Raw genomic sequence first — 21,695 nt, forward strand, 5'->3', positions numbered from 1 at the left:
TCAGACGTCTGACGTACTATAAACACACGTTGGAGCCCGCCACAATGGGCGAAACGAACTTGTTACCCCCGAAAGGAAGGGCCGGATGACCTCGATCGACCAGCGCGGATCGCGGATGCGGCGCGCGACGACCGCCGATCAGATCAAGCAGCTCATCCTCACTCGCCAGCTCCGGCCGGGTGATCCGCTCCCCACGGAGGCGGAGCTGTGCGAGACGCTCGACGTGTCGCGCTCCTCGGTGCGCGAGGCGATCCGCACGCTGTCGACACTCGACATCGTGGACGTCCGTCACGGGCACGGCACCTACGTCGGCAAGATGTCGCTGGCGCCGATGGTGGAAGCCCTGGTCTTCCGCGGGGTCCTCGCCCCGGACGGGTCGATCGACGCCCTGCGCGAGGTCGTCGAGGTGCGCCTCGCACTCGACCTCGCGATGACCGATCGCGTCGTGGAGGGCCTGCGCGGCGCCGACACGTCCGATCTCGAGGCGATGGTCGCCGAGATGAACGACCGCGCTTCGCGCGGCGAGACGTTCCTTGAGGCCGACCGCGCGTTCCACACCACCTTGTTCGCGGCGACCGGCAACCTGCTCGCGAGTCAGCTCGTGGGAGCCTTCTGGGACGTCCACACCGCCGTGGTCCCCCAGCTCGACATCGCGGTCCCGTCCGACATCCAGCTCACCGCACGGGCACACGGGGACATGTTGGATGCTGCGCGTCGAGGCGACCGCGACGCCTACCGCGCGGCGGTGGTCGAGCACTACGGACCGCTGCAGCGCTCGCTCATGCAGGCCGCCGAGCGGCGATCCGCGTGAGGTACGGCATCGTCGGGGCCGGCTACTTCGGCAAGGAGTTCGCGCGCATCCTCCGCGACCTGCCCGACGCCGAGCTCGCGGCCGTCTACTCGACGGGGGACGCCGCCGACCTCGCCCAGGAGGCGGGCTGCCGCGTCGTCGACTCGGTCGCGGCGCTCGTCGAGGCCGCCGACGCCGTGATCGTCGCCTCGCCGAACCATGTGCACCGCGAATCCGCCGAGCTCGCCTCGCTCGCGGGCCGCCACGTCTTCTGCGAGAAGCCTGTCGCCCTCACCTACGCCGAATGCGACGCCATGGTGTCGGCCGCCGAACGCTCGGGCGCGCTCTTCCTCGCCGGCCACGTCATGCACTTCATGCCCGGAATCCGCCGTGCCGCGCGGCTGGTGGCGGAGGGCGCGATCGGCGATCCGGTCGTCGCCCGCACCGCGCGCGTCGGATGGGAGGACGGCACGGCCGCGCCGGGCTGGAAGAAGATGCGCGCCTCGTCGGGCGGTCATCTCTTCCACCACATCCACGAGCTCGACATCCTGCAGCACTTCATCGGCCCGGCCGAGACCGTCTCGATGACCGGCGGCGCAGCGCCGCAGGCAGGACCGCGCACCGGCGACGAAGATGCGCTCCTGCTGGCGACCGCGACGTTCCCGGGCGAGCGCTACGCCACCCTCGAGTGGGGATCGGTGTTCCGGCAGCCCGAGCACACCATCACGATCCAGGGCACGACCGGGATCCTCCACATCGACATGCAGGACGTCGGCGTGACGCTTCGCCGCGGCGACGACGTCGAACGCTTCCCGCTCCATGCCTCGTTCGATGTCGACCTCGAGCGCACCCGAGAGAACCGAGCGGCGTCCGGCGGCAGCGGCGTGACCTACGGCGACCCCAGCCGGCGTCCGCCGCGCTGGCTGCGCCATGCGATGCGCGCCGAGATCGAGTACTTCGACGGTCTCGCGACGGGTTCCCTCGAGATCGATCCGGCACTCGCAGCTCTGACCGACGGCACCGCTGCACGCGCGTCGATCGCGACGGCCGAAGCCCTCACCCGCGCTCTCCGGCTCGGACGCACGGTGCGGGTCGACGAGGTCACCCTGCCGGAGGAGCGAGCGGCGGCGTGATCCCGCCCGCGTGCGCCCCGAGCCGCGTGCGCAGCAGTACCGCGTAGACGAGCGCCGACACGAGCATGCCGACCGGCACCGACAGGTCGACGTAGCCGAGACCCTCCGCGATCGGGCCGGTCCAGACCTCGGTCGACAGGCACAGCGCGGTCGCGATGCCGCCGAGCACGACCGCGGCCATGCCCGGGATGCCCCAGCCGCCGCTGTACCAGAAGCGCCCACCGCGCCCCTCGTCGAAGAGCTCGACGCCGTCGTAGCGGTTGCGCCGCAGCACGACGTCCGCCACGAAGACCGCCATCGTCGGCGCCGACACGATCACGAGGAACTGCAGCATGAGGTTCACGGCGTCGAGGAAGCTCGTCGACAGCACGAGGTAGATCGTGAGCGCGGTGCCGATAAGGCCGACGACGATCGCCGCGGGGATACGGCGGATCGAGAGGCCGATCGCCTGCAGCGCCATGCTCGACGTGTACGTCGTCATGCCGTTGAGGGCGATGGTGTTCACGACGACGCCGATCACGAGGACGGGTCCGAGCCAGTCGGGCAGAAGCCCGAGGAGCGCGGATTCGATGCCGGCGTGCATCGCCTCGGCCGAGATCGCGGTGGCCAGCAGCGCCCCGACCACGGTGAAGACGATGCCCGGCAGAGCCCCGCCGAGTGCGGTCGCCGCGATGATGTGCGACGGCTTCGTCGAGCGCGGCAGGTAGCGCGCGATGTCGGGGCTGTTGATGTACGAGATCGGCGCCGACGCGATGATCGTGAACCCGATCGTGACCGCCGACCACAGCGGCACCCCCGTGAGCGGCTCGGCCGGGTGATAGCTCCAGTCGACCTGGGGAAGGATGAACGCTGTCACGGTCACGAAGATCACCGCGAGCACGATCGCCAGCCAGGAGTACACGCGCAGGATGAGGGCGTGGCCGTACACGGCGACGATCACCGTGAGCACCGAGATGACCAGGGTGACCGCGATCGGGACGACGACGGGGTCTGTGAGGCCCATGCCCGCCAAGAGGTCCGCTCCGAGGAACGACGAGGCGAGCCAGGTGAGGGCGAGGAACACCGCCCCGATCAGCCAGCCGGTGAACGCGACCACCGGCTTGTTGCCGATGATGCCGTAGATGGCGCGCGTGATGACGGAGCCCGACGTCCCCGCCGCGGGGCCGCTGATCGCGATGACGCCGGGGAACACCCACAGGGCGGACGCGGCGAGCACGACGAGCACGGCCTGCCAGAGTTCCAGCCCGAGCAGCACGAGCGTCGCGCCGATCGTGAAGTTCAGGATGCTGACGCTCGGCGCCGCCCACACGAAGAAGAGGTCGCGCGCGCGGCCGTGTCGCTCCCCTGCCCCGATGAGCTCGATGCCGCGCGTCTCGGGCTGGGTCGCGGCATCCACGAACTTCGCGGAATCGTGCGGCGGCATCGGAACGGTCTGCGGGGGCTGTGACACGGTGATCCTCTCGGGCGGCAGGACGACGTCGTCGGGCCGCGGGCTTCGTTGCTCGGGATGTTGCGACTATTGGCCGTGTGAACAATAGCCTATTGGTCACACATCCAATAACATGGGCGCCATGGTGTCAAGCACTGTGTCCGGCCGGGTCCGCAAGCGCCCCGAGGAGCGCCGGGAGGAGATCCTCGCGGCCGCTGCGGACATCGCCCTCACCGAGGGACTCGAGCGCATCACGCTGCGAGCCGTCGCCGACCGGCTCGGCGTCCGTCCCGGCCTGATCACCCACTACTTCCCCGCCGCCGAGGATCTCGTGGTGGCCGCGTTCACGCGGGCGGCGACCGCCGAGCGGGCGGAGCTCTTCCCGCGAGTCGGCGCCCCCACCGCCCGTCTCGCGCACCTTGTGGCCGGCTTCGAGAGCCTCGACTCGTGGGATCTCGCGCGGCTCTGGATGAACGCCCGCCACCTTTCGCGGTTCAGCCCCGCGCTCGACGACGCGGTCGTCGCGCAGGAGCGACTCAACGAGGCCGGGCTGGTCGAGATCATCGAGCAGGGGATCGCCGCGGGCGAGTTCGCCGAGGTCGACCCCCTCGGTGCGTGCACGCGGATCCTCATGGCCGTGGACGGGCAGGGCGCCTACGTCAACAACGCCCACGAAGCCAGGCTCGACGCCGGCGAGCATTTCGTCGCGGACGTCGCCGAGTGGACGCTCGGTCTGCGCCCTGGGACGCTGCGCACCGATGCCACGACGACGGGGGCGGGTGCGCAGCATCCGTCTCGTCCGTGAACGAGAGCGGCCCCGGAACCGCGAACGATCCGGGGCCACTGTCGATCTGCGTCAGGCCTGCGCGGGCACCTTGTACGCGACGTGGACGCGGCCGATGTCGCCGTCGAACGCGAACGGCATCTTGTCGGCGTACGCCCGCGACACGGCGCCGCCGTACGCGCGGCCGACGTCCAGGCAGTCGTTCGCCGAGAACAGCAGCGGTGCGCTGACCGGCACCGTTCCCGAGGCGACCTCCGTGCCGTCGACCCGCAGCACGACGCTGAGCGGTCCGCCCGGCTTCGGCACGACGTACGACGTCTCGATCTCGATCGTGTGGTCACCGGCGGCGAGCGGCTCGGTCGCCGCGATCGTCGTCCGCTGCACGAGGAACAGGTTGTACTCGTACGTCAGCACGCCGTCGACGACGTAGGCCGTGAGGCCGCCGCCCGCGCCGCCGAGCTTGTAGAGCACTCCGTTGGCCTTGTCGCCGACCTTCACCTCGATCGTGACGACGTTCGGCTTGTTGCCGAGGGCGGGAGCGCAGAACTCGGGCACGCGGAACGTGTCGCCGGTGAACTCCCACTCCGTGTAGGGCGGCGAGATGCGCAGCTCGGGGTGCAGCGGCGCGATCCACAGCCCGCCGCCGATCGGGAGCACCTTGTTCTTCGCCGCCTCGATGGCGAAGAGCTCCTTGAGCCCGGCGAGCTTCGCGGGGTCCTCGGCGGCGAGGTCCTTCGACTGGCTCCAGTCCTCGTCGAGGTTGTACAGCTCCCACTTGTCGTCGTCGGGCGTCCAGGTGTGAATACCCGCCGGCATTCCGGGCACCCAGGGCAGACGTGGACCCGTCGTCGAGGCCATCCAGCCGTCCTGGTAGATGGCGCGGCTCGCCATGACCTCGAAGTACTGCACCCGATGGCGGCCGTCGGCGGTCTTGTCGTCGATCGAGTACGCGAAGCTCGTGCCGTCGATCGGGTCCTGAGGGATGCCGTTGACGGTGTCGGGGTGCGAGATGCCCAGGATCTCGTAGATCGTCGGGGCCAGATCGATGACGTGGTGGAACTGGGTGCGGGGCACCGGATCGTGCTCGATGCGCCCGGGCCACTGGATGAACATCGGGTTGCGGGTGCCGCCCAGGTGCGAGGCCATGAGCTTCATGCCCTGGTACGGCGACGACCCCGCCCACGCCCAGGCCGCGTGGTACTGGTTGTCGGTCGCCGGCGTGCCCAGCACGTCGAGGCCGCCGAGCTCGTCGAGCGCCGCGATGTGCTGGTCGATCGTGGTCGGGATCATGTTCTGCGCGAGCAGCTCGCTGATCGTGCCGTTCTGACCCTCGCCCGACGAGCCGTTGTCGCCCCAGATGTAGATGACGATCGTGTCGTCGGCGTACCCGAGCCGCTCGAGCTCGTCGACAACGCGGCCGGCCTGCACGTCGGCGTGCTCGCCGAAGCCGGCGCACACCTCCATGAGCCGGGCCTGGAACGGCTTCTGGTGGTCGGGGATGTCGTCCCAGCCCTGCAGCGAATCGGGGCGTGGGGTCAGCACGGCGTCCTCGGGGACCCAGCCCGCGGCCTTCGCGCCAGCGAGGGCGTCCTCGCGGTACGCGTCCCAGCCGTCGTCGAAGACGCCCTTGTACTTGTCGGCCCACTCCTTGTGCACGTGGTGCGGGCCGTGGATGGCGCCGGTCGCCCAGTACATGAAGAAGGGCTTGTCGGGCGAGAGCGCCTTGTGGTCGCGCAGCCACGCGATCGCGTCGTCGGCGATGTCCTCGCTGAGGTGATACCCCTCCTCCGGCGTCTTCGGCGGCAGCACCGATGTGGTGTTGCGCACGAGGTTGGGCTCGTACTGCGACGCCTCACCGGCCAGGAACCCGTAGAAGTACTCGAAGCCGTTGCCGGTCGGCCAGTTGTCGAAGGGACCCGCCTTCGTGGTCTCTTCGGCGGGGGTGTTGTGCCACTTGCCCCATGCCGCCGTCGAGTACCCGTAGTTGCGCAGCACCTCGGCCATGGTCGCGCTGCTCTTAGGGATGTGTCCCGAGTAGCCGTCCCAGTCGGCCGCGAGCTCCGCGATCTGACCCGCGCCGACCCGATGCTGGTTGCGCCCCGTGAGCAGCGACGCACGCGTCGGCGAGCACATCGACGTGGTGTGGAAGCGGTTGTAGCCGATACCGCCCTGGCGGATGCGATCGAGAGTCGGGGTGGCGACCTTGCCGCCCAGCGGCGCGGGCAACGCGGGCCCCGCGTCGTCGATGAGGATGACGAGCACGTTGGGCGCGTCGTCGTTCAGGTGCCGCTCCGGCGGCAGCGGCGAGTACGTCGACTCGGCGAGCGTCCGACCTGCGTAGCTGCCTGACGGTTTCGGCGGGAAGGGCAGTCCCCGCGCGGGTGGGAGCGGTGCTCCCACGACGGAGGTGCGGTCGTCTGCGGTCATGCGTGTCTCCTGTCCCCGAGCAGCAGGCGGGCGAGAGCACCACCCCTCGGTCGGTGCCACAGTATCGACGGACCGGCGCGAGCGACATCGTTCGGATCGCGTGAACTCGTCCGTGCCGATGAACAGTGGGTGACGGGGGTCTGCGCACGCAGAGGCGCGACCTTCCTGCCACTACCAGGATATCCGGGGGTGGGGGCCTTGCGGCAAGGGCCCCCCGAGGGCGCATACTGGTCGGTCGCGACGCTCCCCCGCCCTTCTCCTCTGACTCACTCCGTCCGATTCCGCGTCGCGAAGCCGCCAGGAGCCCATGCCGTGAACACCCCTCCGATCAGCGATTCCCACCCGTCCTCCCGAACAGCCGACGTCACCGCCTTCCACCTTCCCGACCGCCTCGCAGCCAAGTCCGACCCGGCGCTCATCGGCGGCGACGAGCAGCACTTCGCCGCGATCGCCGACACGCTTTCGCGCTCCATCGAAGGGCTCGAGGCCCGCCTCGACGAGCTGCGCCGCCGTCCCGGCGGGCACGGACAGGCCGGCGTCGAGCGCGACCTCGAGATCCACCGGATCTCCGCCCGGCTGCGGGTGCTGCGCCGCTTTGGAGTCGACGCGTGCCTCGGCCGCATGGTCCCCGCCGACGGCAGTGAGCCCGTCTACATCGGCCGCTTCGGACTCACGGTCCCCACGCCCCCTCCAAGCGCCGCTGGCGCGTCGCTCGGAGCCTCCGGGCGCGTGGGCCCGGCTGCGGGCCGGCGCCTGCTCGTCGACTGGCGCACGCCCGCCGCCGAGCCGTTCTTCGCCGCGACGCACGCCCATCCTTCGGGGCTCGTGAGCCGCCGCCGCTACCGCTGGACCGGCGGCCGCGTGACCGACTACTGGGACGAGGTGTTCACCGCCGAGGGACTCGATCACAACGCCGCCCTCGACGACCAGTCCGCGTTCATCGCGAGTCTCGGCGCCAGTCGCTCGCCGCGCATGCGCGACGTGCTGGGCACGATCCAGGCCGACCAGGACGCGATCATCCGTGCCGGCTCGCGTGGCGCGCTGGTGGTCGACGGCGGCCCCGGCACGGGCAAGACCGTCGTGGCGCTGCACCGCGCCGCGTACCTCGTCTACTCCGACCCGCACCTCGGCGAGGGGCGCGGCGGCGTGCTGTTCGTCGGTCCGAGCCCCGCGTACCTCTCCTACGTCGAGGACGTGCTCCCGAGCCTCGGTGAGGAGAGCGTGCAGACGTGCACCCTGCGCGACCTCGTGGCCGAGGGCGGGGTCGCCGGCGCCGAGCCCGATGCCCGGGTCGCCCGCCTGAAGGCCGACGCCCGCATGATCGACGCGATCGAGCCCGCGGTGCGGCTCTACGAGGAGCCGCCCACGACCAGCCTGGTCATCGAGACGCCCTGGGCCGAGCTGCGGCTCGATCCCCAGGACTGGGCCGAGGCGTTCGCGTCGGCGGAGGCGGGCCTGCCACACAACGAGGCGCGCGACCAGGTGTGGGAGACGATCCTCGACATCCTCACCGACCAGGTCGACGGCGAAGAGGTGCCGCTGCACCAGCTGCGGCGGGCGCTGGCCCGCAACGAGGAGCTGACGCGCGCCTTCGGCCGCGCGTGGCCGCTGGTCGAGGCATCCGTTCTCGTCTCCGATCTGTGGAGCGTGCCCGCGTATCTGCGCCGCTGCGCGCCGTGGCTCGAGCCGGACGAAGTCGAGGCCCTCCAGCGAGCGGTCCCCACGGCCTGGACCTCCTCCGACCTGCCGCTGCTCGACGCAGCACGGCGACGGCTGGGTGACCCGGGGGCGTCGCGGCGTCGCCGCGAGCGCGAGGCGAAGCTCGCGCAGGAGCGCGAGTACATGGCGCAGGTCGTCGACCGGCTGAAGGAGGCCGGCGACGAGATGATGCAGTGGCTCGACGGCGACGATCTGCGCAACAGCCTCGTCGACGAGTCCGTGCTCGACGCGGTCGACCTCGATCTGCTCGCGGGGCCGTTCGCGCATGTGATCGTCGACGAGGCGCAGGAGCTCACCGATGCGGAATGGCGGATGCTGCTGGCCCGCTGCCCGTCGCGCAGCTTCACGGTGGTCGGCGATCGGGCACAGGCGCGCCACGGGTTCCACGAGTCGTGGCAGGAGCGCCTCGAGCAGGCCGGCCTGACCGAGGTGGGCGTCTCGTCGCTCACCATCAACTACCGCACGCCGAGCGAGGTGATGGCCGAGGCGGAGCCGGTGATCCGCGCGGCGATCCCCGACGCGAACGTGCCGACGTCGATCCGGTCGAGCGGGGTGCCGGTTCGCCACGCCGCGGTGGCGGACCGCGACCGGATCCTGTCGGAGTGGCTGGCGGAGCACGGCGAGGGCGTGGCGTGCGTCATCGGCGACCCCTCGTTCGCGCCCCGCGAGCGGGTGCGTTCACTGACGCCGGAGCTCGCTAAAGGCCTTGAGTTCGACCTCGTCGTGCTCGTCGAGCCGTCGTCGTTCGGCGAGGGCATCGAGGGTGCGGTCGACCGCTACGTCGCGATGACCCGCGCGACGGAGCGGCTGGTGGTGCTCGAGGGTTAGCGACGGGGGACGGATGCCGCGGCGCCCGCGTATCTGCGGCGCGTCGCGGCCGCTCTCCCCTGTGTGAGCACAGACGTCGAAGACGAGGCATCCGAGGCCGTCGAGGCCGCGGATCGCGAGACGCGCGGGTCGCTCGTGCGCTCGCTGCTCGCCGTCGTCGCCAACGTCGGTGTGCTGACCGCCCTCCTCGTGTACTTCGGCTGGGTGCGCAGCGACCAGATGGCGAAGATGCTCGGCATCGACGAGGCCATCCTCGGGATGACGGTCGACGACTACGTCCGCCGGAGCGTGCAGCCGGTGGTGCTGCTCCCGATCTGCGCGGCGATCGCCGGCCTCGCGTGGGTCGGGCTCGACCAGTGGCTCCGGCGCCGGCGCATCCGGTTCGGAGGCGACGATCGCATCGTCACGTGGGTTGCGCGCTGGATGTGGCTCATCGCCGTCGGCGTGTTCGCGCTGGGCCTCGTCCTCGGGCTGATCGGGTACGCGATCACGTACATCGCGGCACCCCTCGTGTGCGCGGGCGGAATGCTCCTGCTCCTCTACGGGCTGATGCTGCGCGGTGGACTCCGCAACGCGGTGAGGTTCGCCCCGATGACCGAGGGCGTCCTGCGGGGCGCGATCGCGATCCTCGTGGCGATCGGGCTGTTCTGGTCGGCGATGAACTACGCGACGGTCGAGGGCACGGAGCTCGCCCGCGATTTCCCGAACCAGATCGAGAAGCTGCCGGGAGTGATGGTCGACAGCGCCGCGCCCCTCGACATCGTGTCGCCGGGCGTCGACGTCGCGTGCGCCGGATCCGGCGAGGACCTCCGGTACCGGTATCGCGGCCTGCGCCTCCTCGAATCGACGGGCGGGAAGTACTTCCTCATCTCGGACGAGTGGACGTTCGACTACGGCGTGGTCGTCATGCTCCCGGTCGACGGCGACGGCCTGCGGTTCACGTTCGTGCGAGATGTCCACGGGATCGCGGACGCCGGAGGCTTCGGCCCCTGCGCGAGCGTCGACCCGGAGCCCGAGGTCGCGGGGCAGGGCTGAGGTATCTCCCCCACCCCTTCACCCCTCCACAACTGCAGATCCTCGACGAAGGAGGGAAGCGATGTCTCCGACAAGAACCACTCCGAAGCGATCGCTCGCGATCGGATCCGCGGTCGCGGTCGCGGTCGCCCTCGGCCTCTCGGGGTGCGGCGAATACTCGCCCGTGGCACCGGAGAAGGAGCAGCCGCCCGCAACGCAGCGGGACGACGACTCGCGTGATGACGTGAATCGGACCGACTCGGGTGAGCCGGCGCCGCCGGATTCGACTCCGGATGCTGCGCCCCCGGCGTCACCGCCGAGCACCGACACTCAGCAGCCCGGTTCCGGCGGGGGCCCCGCCCCGCGGAACCGGCAGGGCGGCGGATCGGGTGGTTCGAGTGGTTCGGGAGGAAACGGCGGGAATGGTGGAGGCGGCGGGAACGGCGGCTCCGGCGGGAGCGGAGGCTCGGGCGGCAATGGCGGCCAGGGCGGGAATGGCGGCCAGCCCCCGACCGTCGTCTACGCGTGGGACCTCCCGAAGAGCGACACGAGCCCGAACAACTTCGACGACGGCCCTGCGTACGGCTACCTCGAGTCGGGAGACTGCGACACCGCCGCGGCGTACCTGGCGCCCAGCCGGCTGACGAACGAGCCCGTCTTCGGGGTGTTCAACATGAAGACGCCGCGCTACGTCGTCCTGCTCTCGGCCGGTGTCGCCATGTGCCGAGGCTCGTTCGACGAGGCCCGCGCGAGGTACACCTATTCCATGACCCAGTGGGGCGTCCAGGGTCTCGATCACCCGAGCCACCCCGTGGCGGAGGACGGCGTCACTGAGGTGACGGCGCCGTGGCGTCGCGGTTACCGGGAGCCTGAGTGCGACCTGTATCGCACCTTGACGTTCGCGCTCACCGGCGTCGCGGCCGACACCCTGCAGTGCCCCGGCGGCGAACGTCCGCTGCACCGCTACGTCGCATACGCGGCCGAGGACCCGGCGACGAACGTGGTGGCAGAGGTGATCGTGTGGGACAACCCGCTGACATTCACCGTCGACGAGAGCCTCGTCCCGCCGGAGCATTGGACCGGCGCACCGGGTACCCCGGCAACCTCCGACCAGATCGGCCCGAAGGTGGCCGGAGACCCTGACGACGAGTTCGACTTCCCCGAGCCGCCACCCGGCGTGGTCGCCCCTCTCGAGGCCGCCGCTCTGGAGGCAGCTGAGCCGGTTGCCGCTGCTGCGGTGGTCGAGCCCGCGGCAACCGAGCCGGCGCCCGCAGAACCGGAGGCGGACCAGCCGGTCCCGTCGGAACCCGTCGAGGTCGAGCCCGTTGCGGTCGAGCAGGCTCCGATGGAGCCCGCGCCGGCCGACACCGAGCCTGCGCCGCAGGCCGAGGCAGAGGCATCCGTCCCCGCCGTTGAACCGGCCTCCGCACCTGCTGAGCCCGCGACGCCGCCGGTGACGGCGGAGCCACCCGCCGCTCCTCCGGCCGAGAGCGAACCCACGGCACCGGCGGCGCCGTAGCCGTCGCGGATCAGCACTCCACGACGTTGACGGCGAGGCCCGCGGCGCTGGTCTCCTTGTACCTCGATGACATGTCGGCGCCGGTCTGGCGCATGGTCTCGATCGCGGTGTCGAGGTCGACGATGTGACTGCCGTCACCCAGCAGCGCGAGCCGGCTCGCCGTCATCGCTGTCGACGCGGCGACGGCGTTCCGCTCGATGCACGGGATCTGCACGAGGCCCGAGACCGGGTCGCAGGTCAGGCCCAGATGGTGCTCGATCGCGATCTCGGCGGCGTTCTCGATCTGCTCGGGCGTGCCCCCGCGGACGGCGGTGAGCCCTGCCGCCGCCATCGCGCATGCGCTTCCCACCTCTGCCTGGCAGCCGGCTTCGGCGCCCGAGATCGAGGCGTTCGCCTTGATGAGCGATCCGATGGCCGTCGCGGTGAGAAGGAAGGTGCGGATGAGTTCGGGATCGAAGCCCGTCGGCACGGCCGCCTGGTACAGCACCGCCGGAAGCACCCCGGCGGCGCCGTTCGTCGGTGCCGTGACGACCCGGCCACCCGCGGCGTTCTCCTCGTTGACCGCGAGCGCGTAGACGGACACCGCCTCGGCGGCATCCGTCGATCCGCCGCGTTCCCCCAGCTGCCGCCACGCGGCGGCGGCCCTCCGCGGCACGCGCAGCCCGCCCGGCAGGACGCCGTCGGAGTGCAGCCCTCGCTCGATGCACGCCCGCATCGCGGCCCAGATCGCGTCGAGACCGCGCGCCGCCTCGGCGGCGCCGTGGACGGTGGTCTCGGTCTGCCACGCGATGTCGGCGATGGTGCGGCCTCGGGCGAGATCGAGGAGTTCGCGCATCGTGCGGAACTGCGGTGCATCCGCGGCCGCCTCGGGCAGCGCAGCCGTCCCCGGCCCGGCGCGCTCGTCACCCAGCCTGCGGATGAAGCCACCGCCGATGGAGAGATACGTCTCCTCGAAGATCCCGGCCCCCGCGGTGAGTTCGGCGGTCAGCAGCAGTGAGTTGGGATGCCCGTGCGGACGCTCGTGCGGTGCGAGCGCCATGTCCTCGCGCACGAACGGCACTCCGCCGATGTCGAGCGAGACGCCCGACTGCAGTAGCGCCCACCCTCCGTGCACGACCTCGGGATCGACCGTCTCGGGCCGGAATCCGCGGAGGCCGGCGACGACGGCGTCCGGCGTCCCGTGTCCGACCCCTGTCGCGGCGAGGGAGCCGTGCAGGCGGCAGCCGAACCGCACGACGTCCGCCAGGACGCCGGCGTCGGCCAGCCGCGTCCGGAAGTCGGCGGCCGCCCGCATCGGCCCGACCGTGTGCGAGCTCGACGGGCCGATGCCGATCGAGAAGAGGTCGAGCGCGGAGGTGTACACCCCGCGCTCGACCTCGACGGCGGTGCGGATCATCAGCCCCACAGTCCCAGGGCGAACTCGGCGACCACGGCAGACAGGAGGAAGGATGCGGCGATCGCGACGGTCCCGACCGGGATGATCTTCCAGCCGATGCTCTTGAGCATCGGGAGGTCCTTGCCGAGGCTCAGACCCGCGATCGTGAGCATCACCGTGATGAGCGACAGGAAGTCGATCGTGTTGGCGACCGTCGTGAACCATCCGGCCACGGGCGAAATCGGCGAGGTGAGGAACGCCCCGATCGTCATGACGACGATGATCGCCGGGACCTTGCCGCGGGTGACCTTGGCGAGCGCGATGCCGCCCGCGACCAGGACGCCCATCACGAGGTACGCGATGACCATCTCCCACGAGAACCCCTTGGCGGCGATCGCGGCCGTGACCAGCCCGCCGAACCCGATGATGAGCATCGAGACCCACAGCGGGACCCTCACGGTCGGCTTCTCGAGCACCGTCTCCTCGACGGTCTTGACCGCAGACGTCGGCATCGCACCGGTCGCCTTCGAACGACGGCCGGGGAGGGTCGCGTCCTTGTTGCGGGTGAGCAGCTTGTAGAAGCGGTCGGCGAGCGGCAGCGACACCCAGACGCCGATGTAGACGCCCAGAACGCCCGTGATGAGGTTCGACGTGGCGGCGAGCGCGAGCACCTGGTCCTGCATGTCGGGGTGCGCCGAGACGATGACCGACGCGGCGGCGGCCATCATCGAGCCCGAGCCGACACCGGCGCCCATCGCCAGAGCCAGCGGGTCGAAGATGCCCAGCGAGGCGGCGAGCGAGGCGATGAGACTCACGATGATGGCGCCGAAGATGGTGCCGAACACGTACATGGACAGGACGCCCCGGTACTGCGGCGAGTCCGAGCCGTAGCGCTCGCTGACCATCGCGAACGAGCCCTCGCGGTCGATCGAGAAGGTCGCGCCGACGGTGGCCGGCCCCATCCGCAGCAGCACGGCCAGCGGAAGGGCCAGCGCGATGGTGCCGAACAGGTGGCCGACCTCCTGCAGCAGCAGTGCGGGCCCAGCCTGCAGCAGCATCGGGATGTTGGGGCCGATGGTGAACGACAGCCGTGCGCACAGGAACAGCACCGCGACGCCCATGATGACCGTCGCCGCCTGCTGCAGGTCGATCGGCAGGGGCTTCAGTCGCTGACCGGACACGATCGCGCCGGCGGTGATGCCCCAGATCATCGGCAGCAGCGTCACCGACGCGATGCCGAGCGGGATGACGATCGGGCCGATGAGGATCCACAGCCGGGGGCTGCGGAAGCCGAGGGCGACCGCCGAGGCCGCCTTCGCGATCGGGCTCGACGAGGTTCCGGTGGAGGCGGCGCTGCCTGTACGGGTGTGAGCGGTCATATCGGGTTCTCCAGATGGGGAGGCTTCGGGGTCCCGGCGGGCGGGATCGGTCATGCCTCGGGCGTGATCCGGGTCGCCCCGGCGGGGCGCTCGGCGGTGCGGTGGAGCAGGTCGGCGCGCAGGGCGTCGTCCAGGGCGACGTCGAGCACCGTCCACGCGAGGAGCGTGGCGGCGTCGATGACGGCCTCATCGGCTGCGGGCGTGGCCGCAGCAGCAGTGAACTCGGGGTTGTGGGCGGGGCCCGTCTGCCCGAGGAAGGCGATGGTCGGGTGGATGGTCGGCACGACCTGCGACACGTTGCCCATGTCGGTGGATCCGCCCCCGAGCGGGGCAGGCGTGATCGTGCGTCCGCGGGCCAGGAGATTCGCGTCCCACAGCTCGCCGAGGGCGGGGTCGTGCTTCATAGGGGCGTACGGGTGCTCGGTCGGCGCCCATTCCCAGCGGCATCCCGTCGCGATCGCAGCGCCCTCGAAGCACGCGAGCACGCGCTTCTTCATGTCGCGCCACATGTCGATGTCGTAGGCGCGCAGCTCGACCTGCACGACGGCGCGATCGGGGATGATGTTCGTCGCCTCGCCGCCGAGCGAGACGAAGGCGTTGAGGTTCGTCTCCTTCGGCAGGTGCTGGCGGAGGAACGCGATCGAGGTCTGGGCGATCGCTGCCGCCGAGCCGGCGTTGAGACCCTGCTCAGGCATTCCGGCCGCGTGAGCGGTGCGCCCGTGGAACACGACCTCGAAGCGGTCGACCGCGGTGGATCGGAAGCTCGTGGCCGAGATGTCGTGACCGGTCATGCCGTGCACCATGAGCGAGAAGTCGACGTCCTCCCAGGCACCTTCGAGGAGCATGGCGACCTTGCCGCCGCCGTGCTCCTCGGCCGGCGTGCCCAGCAGCTTGATGCGCAGAGCGGCCGCGTCGGCGAGGGGTGCGAGTGCGAGAGCCGCACCGACACCCGATGCCGCGATGACGTTGTGTCCGCAGCCGTGTCCGATGCCGGGGAGCGCGTCGTATTCGGCACAGATCGCGACCGTGAGATCGCCGGTGCCGTAGACCGCTTCGATCGCGGTCTCGACGCCGTACGCGCCGACCTCGACCGCGAAACCGGCGTCCTGGAGCGTGCGCGCGACGAGAGCGGCGGCTTCGTGCTCCTCCCACGAGAGCTCGGGGTTCTCGTGGATCGCGTGGCTCAGGCCGATGAGCTCGTCGCGACGAGCGTCGACGCCCGCGGCGGCGCGGTCCTTCAACTCCGTGACGGTCACGGCATCGGTGGTGGTCAGGCTCACGAGGTGTCCTCTCGTCGTTGCGAACGTTGCGGACATGGTGCGCGTTCAGATGTTTCCACTCCGTGACGATGCGCGATATCTGCGGAAAGTACGAATCTGTTGCGGGACAATTGATTACAGGATCGGTTCCAGGGAGGGTCCGGATGCAGGAGATCTCGCTCGACGCCATCGACCGCCGGCTCGTGCACGCGCTGCAGATCGAGCCGCGCGCGAGCTGGAACGAACTCGCCCCCGTCATCGGCGTCGATGCCAGCACCCTCGCTCGTCGCTGGGCGCGCCTCCGGGAAGAGGGCATCGCGTGGGTCACCGGCCACTCGACCGACGGGCAGCTGTCGTTGATGGAGATCGACTGCGAGCGGGCGAAGCTGGATGCCGTCGTCCAGGAGCTCCAGCGAGACCCCGCCGTATACGTGCTCGACGTGACCTCGGGCTCACGCGACCTCATGGCCCTGGTGTTCGCACCCGACATCTCAGCACTGTCGGACTACGCGCTACACCGACTCGGACGACTGGACGGTGTGCGCTCCGTCCGCACGCACTTGGCCAACGAGACGCTGATCGACGGCGGCAGCTGGCGCCTGCGCGCACTCGATCCCGCTGAAGCGCAGCACGTGCGACCGCCACGCCCGCCGCGGCCGCGTGCCGCGCAGCGGGTGCCCGACGATCTGCGCGCCGCGATCGAGCGAGAAGTCTGGGCCGACGGACGCGTGCCGGTCACGACGATCGCCGAGCGCAGCGGCTTCGCGCCCCAGCGCGTCGCCGACGCGCTGGCGACGCTGCGCGCACGTGGCAGCCTTCGCTTCCGCACCGACATGGCGCGTGCGGCGTCGGGGTGGCCCATCTACGCCTGGTACTTCGTCGAAGCTCCGGCCCAGCTGCTCGAGGCGGCCCGGCCTGCCATCACATCGGTGCCCGAAGTCCGGCTCGCGTTCACCGCCGCAAGCCGGTACAACCTCATCCTCGCTGTGTGGCTCCGCCGCCTCGCCGACGTGAACCGATTCGAGGTGGCACTGGAGTCAGCCCTGCGGGGCGCGCGCATCGGGGACCGCGCCGTGGTGCTGCGCATCGCGAAGCACATGAATCAGACGGTGGGTGCCGACACGCGCGCGACGGGGTTCGCCGGGCCTTCAGTGGGTGCGTAGAGCGGCCCACGCCGCCGCCTCACCCTCATCGAGTGTCGGAGGTTTGTTCTAATCTCGGGGTATGTGCACGACGGATGCGCTCCACTGCGACGACGCGGCCACTCTGGTGGCAGAGCTCGATCGTGTGCGACGGGCTCAGGCGAGCCTGGCGGCGGAGCGCACCCGGTTGCTCGATGAGCTGCGGAGGGTCAGCGAGGCGCACCAGCAGCAGATCGTGTCGTACGAGCCGGGGTCGCCGGCCGCGAAGAAGGCCGCGCAGGGTGAGGATCCGGCGACGGATGCTGCGGACTGGGTGGCCCGCTCCACCCGCGCCGAGGTCGCCTGCGTGCTGCGGATCACCGAACGCCGGGCCGCGGACCTGCTCCGAGAGGCCCGGGTGCTGTGCGCCGACCTTCCCGCGACGATGACCGCGCTCACGTCCGGCGAGATCTCCTACCGGCACGCCGCGGCTCTCGTGGAGGACGCCGAGATGTTCACCCCGCTCCACCGCGGCGCATTCGAGGACGCAGTTCTCGCCGGACGACGGGACGTCACCGCGCACCGGTTCGCGCACCGGTCGCGGCGAATCCGGGAGCACCTCGACCCCGACACCATCCAGGAACGCGCCGACCGAGCGGTGAAGTCGCGAGACGTGACCGTGCAACCCGCCCGCGACGGCATGGGCTGGCTCATGGTCTACGGCCCCATCATGCAGATCCATCTCGCCCACACCCTGCTCACCGGCACCGCGAAGGACGAACAGGAAGCTGGGGACCCGCGCACGTCGGGCCAGTTGCGGTTCGACGGGCTCATCGACGCCCTGCTCCGCAACGACCGCCCCGTCGGCGTGCCCGACAGCGCCGACCCCGCGAAGTCGCTGCGCCGGGTCCGGGTGAACGTCACCCTCACCGTCCCCGCGCTGACCCTTCTCGGTGGGAGCGAAGAGCCCGCCGTGCTCGACGGCTACGGCCCGATCCCCCTCGATGTCGCGATGACCCTCGCCGCCGGCGCCACCTCCTGGCGGCGCGTGCTCACCCACCCCGTCACCGGCATCCGTCTCGTCTACGACCGCACCACCTACAAGACCCCCGTCGCGCTCCGCGCCTGGCTCGCCGACCGCGACGGCACCTGCCGGTTCCCCGGCTGCGGCACTCCGGCCACCGGCTGCGAAACCGACCACAACCTCGCCTGGGAACACGGCGGCTGCACCGACCACGACAACCTCGCCCACCTCTGCAAGAAGCACCACCGTCTGAAACACCACACCCGGTGGACCGCACGCCTCGATGACGAGCTGCTGGTCTGGGCCAGCCCCACCGGCCACGAATACACCACCACCGGCCGCGAAGACCGTGCCCCCGCACTCACGCCCTTCCGTACCTGAGACTTCAGGCACCGGTGGGCGGGCAGACTGGAAACCGTGACCCGCGCCCAGTCCGTCGCCGACCGCATCGTGCTCGAGGCGGACGCCTCGGGGTTCCGGGCCCATGGCCTGCATGTCCTCGTCGGCGACGACGTCGCAGAGCACCGATGGACCGCTGATGTGCGCGAAGACATCCACTCCGCCGCGAAGGGCGTCTGCGTGCTCGCCGCGGGCATCGCCGCAGACGAGGGACTGGTCTCGCTCGACGTGCCGGTGGCGACATACCTCCCGGGCGTGGAGCTCGGCGAAGGCGTCGATGAGGTCACCCTCCGCCACCTCCTGTCGATGACGAGCGGCATCGACCTGCCCTGGTCCGAGACGATGATGACCGACTGGCCCGATCTCGCCGCGGAGTTCCTCCGGCGCCCGTCACGCGGGAGGGCGTTCCAGTACTCGAACGCCAGCACCTACACCGCGATGCGCGTGCTCGCCGAGCGAGTGGGCGACGTCGCCGACTATCTCGGTCCGCGCCTGTTCGCTCCGCTCGGCATCGACGATGTCGAGTGGGAGCGCAGCCCGAACGGTCGGATCGTCGCGGGCGGCGGCCTCCCTCTGCGCACCGACGAACTGGCCCGGCTCGGGCGGCTCATCCGCGATCGCGGCCGGTGGGAGGGACGGCGGCTCGTGTCGCCGGAGTGGATCGAGGCGATGCATTCCGACTGGGTGGTCGCCGGCGAGAACCCGGGATACGACGGCTACGCCCTCGCAGGCTGGCGCGGCCCTGGCGAGGCCTGGCGCCTTCACGGCGCCTACGGCCAGCTGCTCATCTTCGCGGGCGACGCGGTCGTGACGATCACGGCCGACGATCACTTCGGCGCCGACCGCATGGCCGCCTTCGCCGTCGAGACCGTGCACGGCTGAAGGGCCGCGACCCCCGTCCCCGCCACTACCCCCGCTTGGAGTCGTGCCGTGACAGGTCAGCTGCGCTGCACGTAGTGGCGCACGGTGTCGTCCCTCTCGACGAGGAACCGGTCGTCCTCCGGGTAGTACACCGCCCTGTCGACGTCGTCGCCTGCGAATCCTCGGATGCTGTCCAGGCTCTCCCACCGCGACACCGTCAGGATCTCCGTCAGGCCGTCGGCGAGTTCGCGCGTGAGCGTCCAGGCGTCCTTGTTCCCAGGGAGTGCGCGATACTCCTCGATCCCGGTCCGCTCGACATAGTCGACGTACTCGTCGCGGTCCTCCGTGCGGATCACTCCACGCCACACCCGGACGATGTTCCGATGATGGCTGTGGTCCGCGACGTCGGGCTCCGCTCGGGCGACGTCGGCCACCTCTTCCTCGGGGCGCGGCGGGATCGTCTCGTCGATCTCGAGTTCGGGGATGCTCGACTCACCCGGCCCTGGAACGTGGGCGTGAGAGAAGTGCTCGTCATACGTGGACACGGCGGCTCCTTCCTTCGGAACAGTCACAGCGTAGATCCACGCAGGTCAGCGCACCCGGAGTTCCTGCGGCAGCACGACCACGTCGACCAGCGCGCCGTTGCGCCAGAGGGTCATCTCCATGCGACGGCCGATCGCGCCCTCGACCATGCGCCGCTGCAGCGCCGTCGGGTCGGCGATCGTCACACCGTCGAGCGACAGCACGATGTCGCCGACACGGGCGCCGGCCACTGCGGCCGGGCTTTCGGGCACCACCGAGACCACCTGCATCCCGACCCGCGATCCGGCCTTCGCCGCGACGTCGGGGGCGAGCGGCACCGTCGAGCCGGCGATGCCGAGCCAGGCACGGCGCACGCGCCCCGACACCCGCAGGGCGTCGATGATCTCGCGCGTCGTGGCGTTGATCGGCACGGCCAGGCCCAGTCCCACCCCGGCGACCGCGGTGTTCACCCCGACCATCCGGCCCGCGCTGTCCGCGAGCACTCCGCCGCTGTTGCCCGGGTTGAGGGCCGCGTCCGTCTGGATCACTTCGTCGATCACCCGCCCCGACCGCGTCGGCAGCGAACGGCCGAGCGCCGACACGATCCCCGCGGTCACACTGCCCGAGAACCCCCGCGGGTTGCCGAGCGCCACGACGAGCTGCCCGACGCCGAGTTTCGAGGCATCCCCCATCGTCAGCGGGGGCGGGGTGTCGACGTCCGCGCGCAGCACGGCGAGGTCCGAGAGGGGGTCGGCCCCGATGACGGATGCTGCCGCCACCGTGCCGTCCGGAAACGCGACCTCCACGCCGATCGCACCCTCGACGACGTGCGCACTCGTGAGCAGGTGCCCCTCCGAGGTGATCACGGACGCGCTGCCCGCGCCTGCACCCTGCCGGGTGCGCACGCTCACCGCGGCGACGGACGGCAGCACGATCTGCGCGACGCGCATCACCGTCGAGGAGTAGGCGTCGAGCGCCTCCTGGTCGTCCACGAAACCAGTGTCGACCCGTCACGGATGCTGCGGCGGAAGTTCGCCGAAGGCGGAAGGAGCGTCAGGCCGCGGCATCCCACCAATCCAGGACCCTCGTGCCGACCAGCGTGAGCCACTTCGACGGCTCGCCCTCGGCGACGTCGACGTCGAACCAGGTGCGGCCGGGAAGCGGGGTGGTCTGCAGCCACGCGCCGTCGGGCTGGCGAGCGGCATGCACGACCTCGACCGCGTCGGCGAGACGTGGATCGGGCGGCGTGCCTTCGAGCAGCGCGACGTCGCGGAAGTGGTCGAGCGCGACCAGCGCGCTGTAGCGGTGCCGGTTGGGGTACACGAAGCGCGTGACGAACGGGCCCACGACCTCCCCGGTCGTCGCACGGTTCATCAGGTGCCGCGACAGGAGGTACTCCTCGCCTCCGTGGCGCGCGTCACGCATGCTCGTGTCGCCGGTGATGCGCTCGTACGCGAGGATGCCGCGCGCCGCGTTGAGCGTCGAGTGGAACGAAGAGCGCACCGAGTCGCCCTCCTCCGCTTCGCAGTTCCAGCCGCCGTCGGCCAGGCGATGCTCGGGGAACCAGGCGACCAGCCGCGAGACGTCGGCACCGAGCCAGGCGCCGCTGGCCAGCGTGTACGAGTTGATGCAGACGTCGACCTCGCCGCCCCAGTAGGGCAGGTCCTCGTACTCCCACCGGCTGTTCGCGGCGATCTTCTCCGCGGTGCCGTCGAGCACCTTCGCGTCGACGCCCCACTCGCGGAGGTCCTTCAGCACCCACGTCGTCGCCACCCAGGGCTGACCGGGCTCGTCCTGCTCGGCACTGCCGAAGAAGCCCGCGGGGAAGAACGCCCCTCCGGCCCACTGGCCGTCGGCGTCCTGCTCGGCGAGCAGTCGCGCTCCGAACCCCTCGGAGGCCACACGCGCACGCGTCGCCTGCCAGATCTCGGGCGGGGCCCCGGCGAGATCGCGCTCGACCTGCCAGCGCAGCGCCGGGTCGGAGTCGAGCAGCCAGTCGAGCAGATCCTGATCGATGGTCATGCGGGCAGGCTAGTCGCACCTGCCGACAGTTCACGGCGTCCACCTCGCGCATAGCTTCGTCACCAGAACCATCCAGGCCCGCTTCCTACG

17 protein-coding genes are annotated in these 21,695 nt (G+C 70.8%); 9 read left to right on the forward strand and 8 right to left on the reverse strand.

Annotation, left to right across the window (positions count from 1 at the left end; all coding sequences use genetic code 11):
* The first annotated feature begins 85 nt into the window (after nt 1–85).
* Both ACFVSU_RS16320 and ACFVSU_RS16325 read left to right on the forward strand, forming a co-directional pair.
* Complete coding sequence (locus ACFVSU_RS16320; protein WP_387145112.1) at nt 86–811, forward strand: FadR/GntR family transcriptional regulator; 726 nt, start codon at nt 86–88, stop codon at nt 809–811.
* Nucleotides 808–1,923: a Gfo/Idh/MocA family protein gene (locus tag ACFVSU_RS16325; RefSeq protein ID WP_387145115.1), complete on the forward strand. Its 1,116-nt coding sequence runs from the start codon at nt 808–810 to the stop codon at nt 1,921–1,923. The genes ACFVSU_RS16320 and ACFVSU_RS16325 overlap by 4 nt, the downstream gene beginning before the upstream one ends.
* Here the strand turns inward: ACFVSU_RS16325 and ACFVSU_RS16330 are convergent.
* Nucleotides 1,892–3,346 (reverse strand): purine-cytosine permease family protein, encoded by a 1,455-nt coding sequence (locus tag ACFVSU_RS16330; RefSeq protein WP_387145287.1) that lies wholly within the window; start codon nt 3,344–3,346, stop codon nt 1,892–1,894. The two genes, ACFVSU_RS16325 and ACFVSU_RS16330, sit on opposite strands and share 32 nt — an antisense overlap.
* Nucleotides 3,347–3,494: 148 nt before the next feature.
* Between ACFVSU_RS16330 and ACFVSU_RS16335 the strand changes: the two genes are divergently transcribed.
* Nucleotides 3,495–4,157 carry a TetR family transcriptional regulator gene (locus tag ACFVSU_RS16335; RefSeq protein WP_387145119.1) on the forward strand — a complete coding sequence of 221 codons (663 nt, stop codon included), beginning with the start codon at nt 3,495–3,497 and terminating at the stop codon, nt 4,155–4,157.
* Nucleotides 4,158–4,208: 51 nt separating this feature from the next.
* Here the strand turns inward: ACFVSU_RS16335 and ACFVSU_RS16340 are convergent, their stop codons facing one another.
* Nucleotides 4,209–6,563 (reverse strand): arylsulfatase, encoded by a 2,355-nt coding sequence (locus ACFVSU_RS16340; RefSeq protein ID WP_387145122.1) that lies wholly within the window; start codon nt 6,561–6,563, stop codon nt 4,209–4,211.
* 312 nt (nt 6,564–6,875) lie between these two features.
* Between ACFVSU_RS16340 and helR the strand changes: the two genes are divergently transcribed.
* The 3 genes from helR (at nt 6,876) to ACFVSU_RS16355 (ending at nt 11,643) form a co-directional block, all read left to right on the forward strand.
* Nucleotides 6,876–9,110 (forward strand): RNA polymerase recycling motor ATPase HelR, encoded by a 2,235-nt coding sequence (gene helR / locus ACFVSU_RS16345; RefSeq protein WP_387145124.1) that lies wholly within the window; start codon nt 6,876–6,878, stop codon nt 9,108–9,110.
* A gap of 63 nt (nt 9,111–9,173) precedes the next feature.
* Entirely contained in the window at nt 9,174–10,145 is a 972-nt protein-coding gene (locus tag ACFVSU_RS16350) for a hypothetical protein (RefSeq protein WP_387145127.1), read from the forward strand.
* 61 nt (nt 10,146–10,206) lie between these two features.
* Complete coding sequence (locus tag ACFVSU_RS16355) at nt 10,207–11,643, forward strand: hypothetical protein (protein WP_387145130.1); 1,437 nt, start codon at nt 10,207–10,209, stop codon at nt 11,641–11,643.
* A 10-nt stretch (nt 11,644–11,653) separates the two neighbouring features.
* On the opposite strand, the gene ACFVSU_RS16360 is transcribed toward ACFVSU_RS16355, so the two are convergent.
* Genes ACFVSU_RS16360 through ACFVSU_RS16370 form a run of 3 tightly spaced genes read right to left on the reverse strand, consistent with a single transcriptional unit; the run spans nt 11,654 to nt 15,677 of the window.
* Nucleotides 11,654–13,039 (reverse strand): L-serine ammonia-lyase, encoded by a 1,386-nt coding sequence (locus ACFVSU_RS16360; RefSeq protein WP_387145133.1) that lies wholly within the window; start codon nt 13,037–13,039, stop codon nt 11,654–11,656.
* The gene (locus tag ACFVSU_RS16365; protein WP_387145136.1) at nt 13,039–14,397 is read right to left on the reverse strand and encodes a DUF3100 domain-containing protein; all 1,359 of its coding nucleotides are present in this window, start codon (nt 14,395–14,397) and stop codon (nt 13,039–13,041) included. Before ACFVSU_RS16365 ends, ACFVSU_RS16360 begins: the two co-directional genes overlap by 1 nt.
* A 50-nt stretch (nt 14,398–14,447) precedes the next feature.
* Nucleotides 14,448–15,677: an amidohydrolase gene (locus ACFVSU_RS16370; RefSeq protein WP_387145138.1), complete on the reverse strand. Its 1,230-nt coding sequence runs from the start codon at nt 15,675–15,677 to the stop codon at nt 14,448–14,450.
* Between the two features lie 143 nt (nt 15,678–15,820).
* Between ACFVSU_RS16370 and ACFVSU_RS16375 the strand changes: the two genes are divergently transcribed.
* The 3 genes from ACFVSU_RS16375 to ACFVSU_RS16385 all read left to right on the forward strand — a co-directional run bounded on the left by ACFVSU_RS16375 (nt 15,821) and on the right by ACFVSU_RS16385 (nt 19,082).
* On the forward strand, nt 15,821–16,819 hold the full coding sequence (locus tag ACFVSU_RS16375; protein WP_387145141.1) for an Lrp/AsnC family transcriptional regulator: 999 nt from the start codon (nt 15,821–15,823) through the stop codon (nt 16,817–16,819).
* A gap of 61 nt (nt 16,820–16,880) precedes the next feature.
* Nucleotides 16,881–18,182: a DUF222 domain-containing protein gene (locus ACFVSU_RS16380; RefSeq protein WP_387145144.1), complete on the forward strand. Its 1,302-nt coding sequence runs from the start codon at nt 16,881–16,883 to the stop codon at nt 18,180–18,182.
* Nucleotides 18,183–18,218: 36 nt separating this feature from the next.
* Nucleotides 18,219–19,082, forward strand: coding sequence for a serine hydrolase domain-containing protein (locus ACFVSU_RS16385; protein ID WP_387145147.1), 864 nt, complete (start codon nt 18,219–18,221; stop codon nt 19,080–19,082).
* A gap of 56 nt (nt 19,083–19,138) precedes the next feature.
* On the opposite strand, the gene ACFVSU_RS16390 is transcribed toward ACFVSU_RS16385, so the two are convergent.
* From ACFVSU_RS16390 to ACFVSU_RS16400, 3 genes are all read right to left on the reverse strand, one after another.
* Nucleotides 19,139–19,606, reverse strand: coding sequence for a hypothetical protein (locus ACFVSU_RS16390; RefSeq protein WP_387145150.1), 468 nt, complete (start codon nt 19,604–19,606; stop codon nt 19,139–19,141).
* 45 nt (nt 19,607–19,651) lie between these two features.
* A complete protein-coding gene (locus ACFVSU_RS16395) occupies nt 19,652–20,575 on the reverse strand; it encodes a S1C family serine protease (protein ID WP_387145153.1) in 924 nt (307 codons plus the stop codon).
* Between the two features lie 61 nt (nt 20,576–20,636).
* Nucleotides 20,637–21,605, reverse strand: a complete 969-nt coding sequence (locus tag ACFVSU_RS16400; RefSeq protein WP_387145156.1) for a squalene cyclase — start codon at nt 21,603–21,605, stop codon at nt 20,637–20,639.
* Nucleotides 21,606–21,695: the final 90 nt, after the last annotated feature.

Origin of the sequence: Microbacterium sp. NPDC058062 (assembly GCF_042885375.1) — a bacterium.
GTDB classification, from domain to species: domain Bacteria; phylum Actinomycetota; class Actinomycetes; order Actinomycetales; family Microbacteriaceae; genus Microbacterium; species Microbacterium trichothecenolyticum_C.

Bases quoted from the DNA above. Each gene is read 5' to 3' on its own strand.
- ACFVSU_RS16320 (WP_387145112.1), top strand. From the start codon at position 86: ATGACCTCGATCGACCAGCGCGGATCGCGGATGCGGCGCGCGACGACC.
- ACFVSU_RS16330 (WP_387145287.1), bottom strand. From the start codon at position 3,346: ATGCCGCCGCACGATTCCGCGAAGTTCGTGGATGCCGCGACCCAGCCC.
- ACFVSU_RS16335 (WP_387145119.1), top strand. From the start codon at position 3,495: ATGGTGTCAAGCACTGTGTCCGGCCGGGTCCGCAAGCGCCCCGAGGAG.
- ACFVSU_RS16340 (WP_387145122.1), bottom strand. From the start codon at position 6,563: ATGACCGCAGACGACCGCACCTCCGTCGTGGGAGCACCGCTCCCACCC.
- ACFVSU_RS16355 (WP_387145130.1), top strand. From the start codon at position 10,207: ATGTCTCCGACAAGAACCACTCCGAAGCGATCGCTCGCGATCGGATCC.
- ACFVSU_RS16360 (WP_387145133.1), bottom strand. From the start codon at position 13,039: ATGATCCGCACCGCCGTCGAGGTCGAGCGCGGGGTGTACACCTCCGCG.
- ACFVSU_RS16365 (WP_387145136.1), bottom strand. From the start codon at position 14,397: ATGACCGCTCACACCCGTACAGGCAGCGCCGCCTCCACCGGAACCTCG.
- ACFVSU_RS16375 (WP_387145141.1), top strand. From the start codon at position 15,821: ATGCAGGAGATCTCGCTCGACGCCATCGACCGCCGGCTCGTGCACGCG.
- ACFVSU_RS16380 (WP_387145144.1), top strand. From the start codon at position 16,881: ATGTGCACGACGGATGCGCTCCACTGCGACGACGCGGCCACTCTGGTG.
- ACFVSU_RS16400 (WP_387145156.1), bottom strand. From the start codon at position 21,605: ATGACCATCGATCAGGATCTGCTCGACTGGCTGCTCGACTCCGACCCG.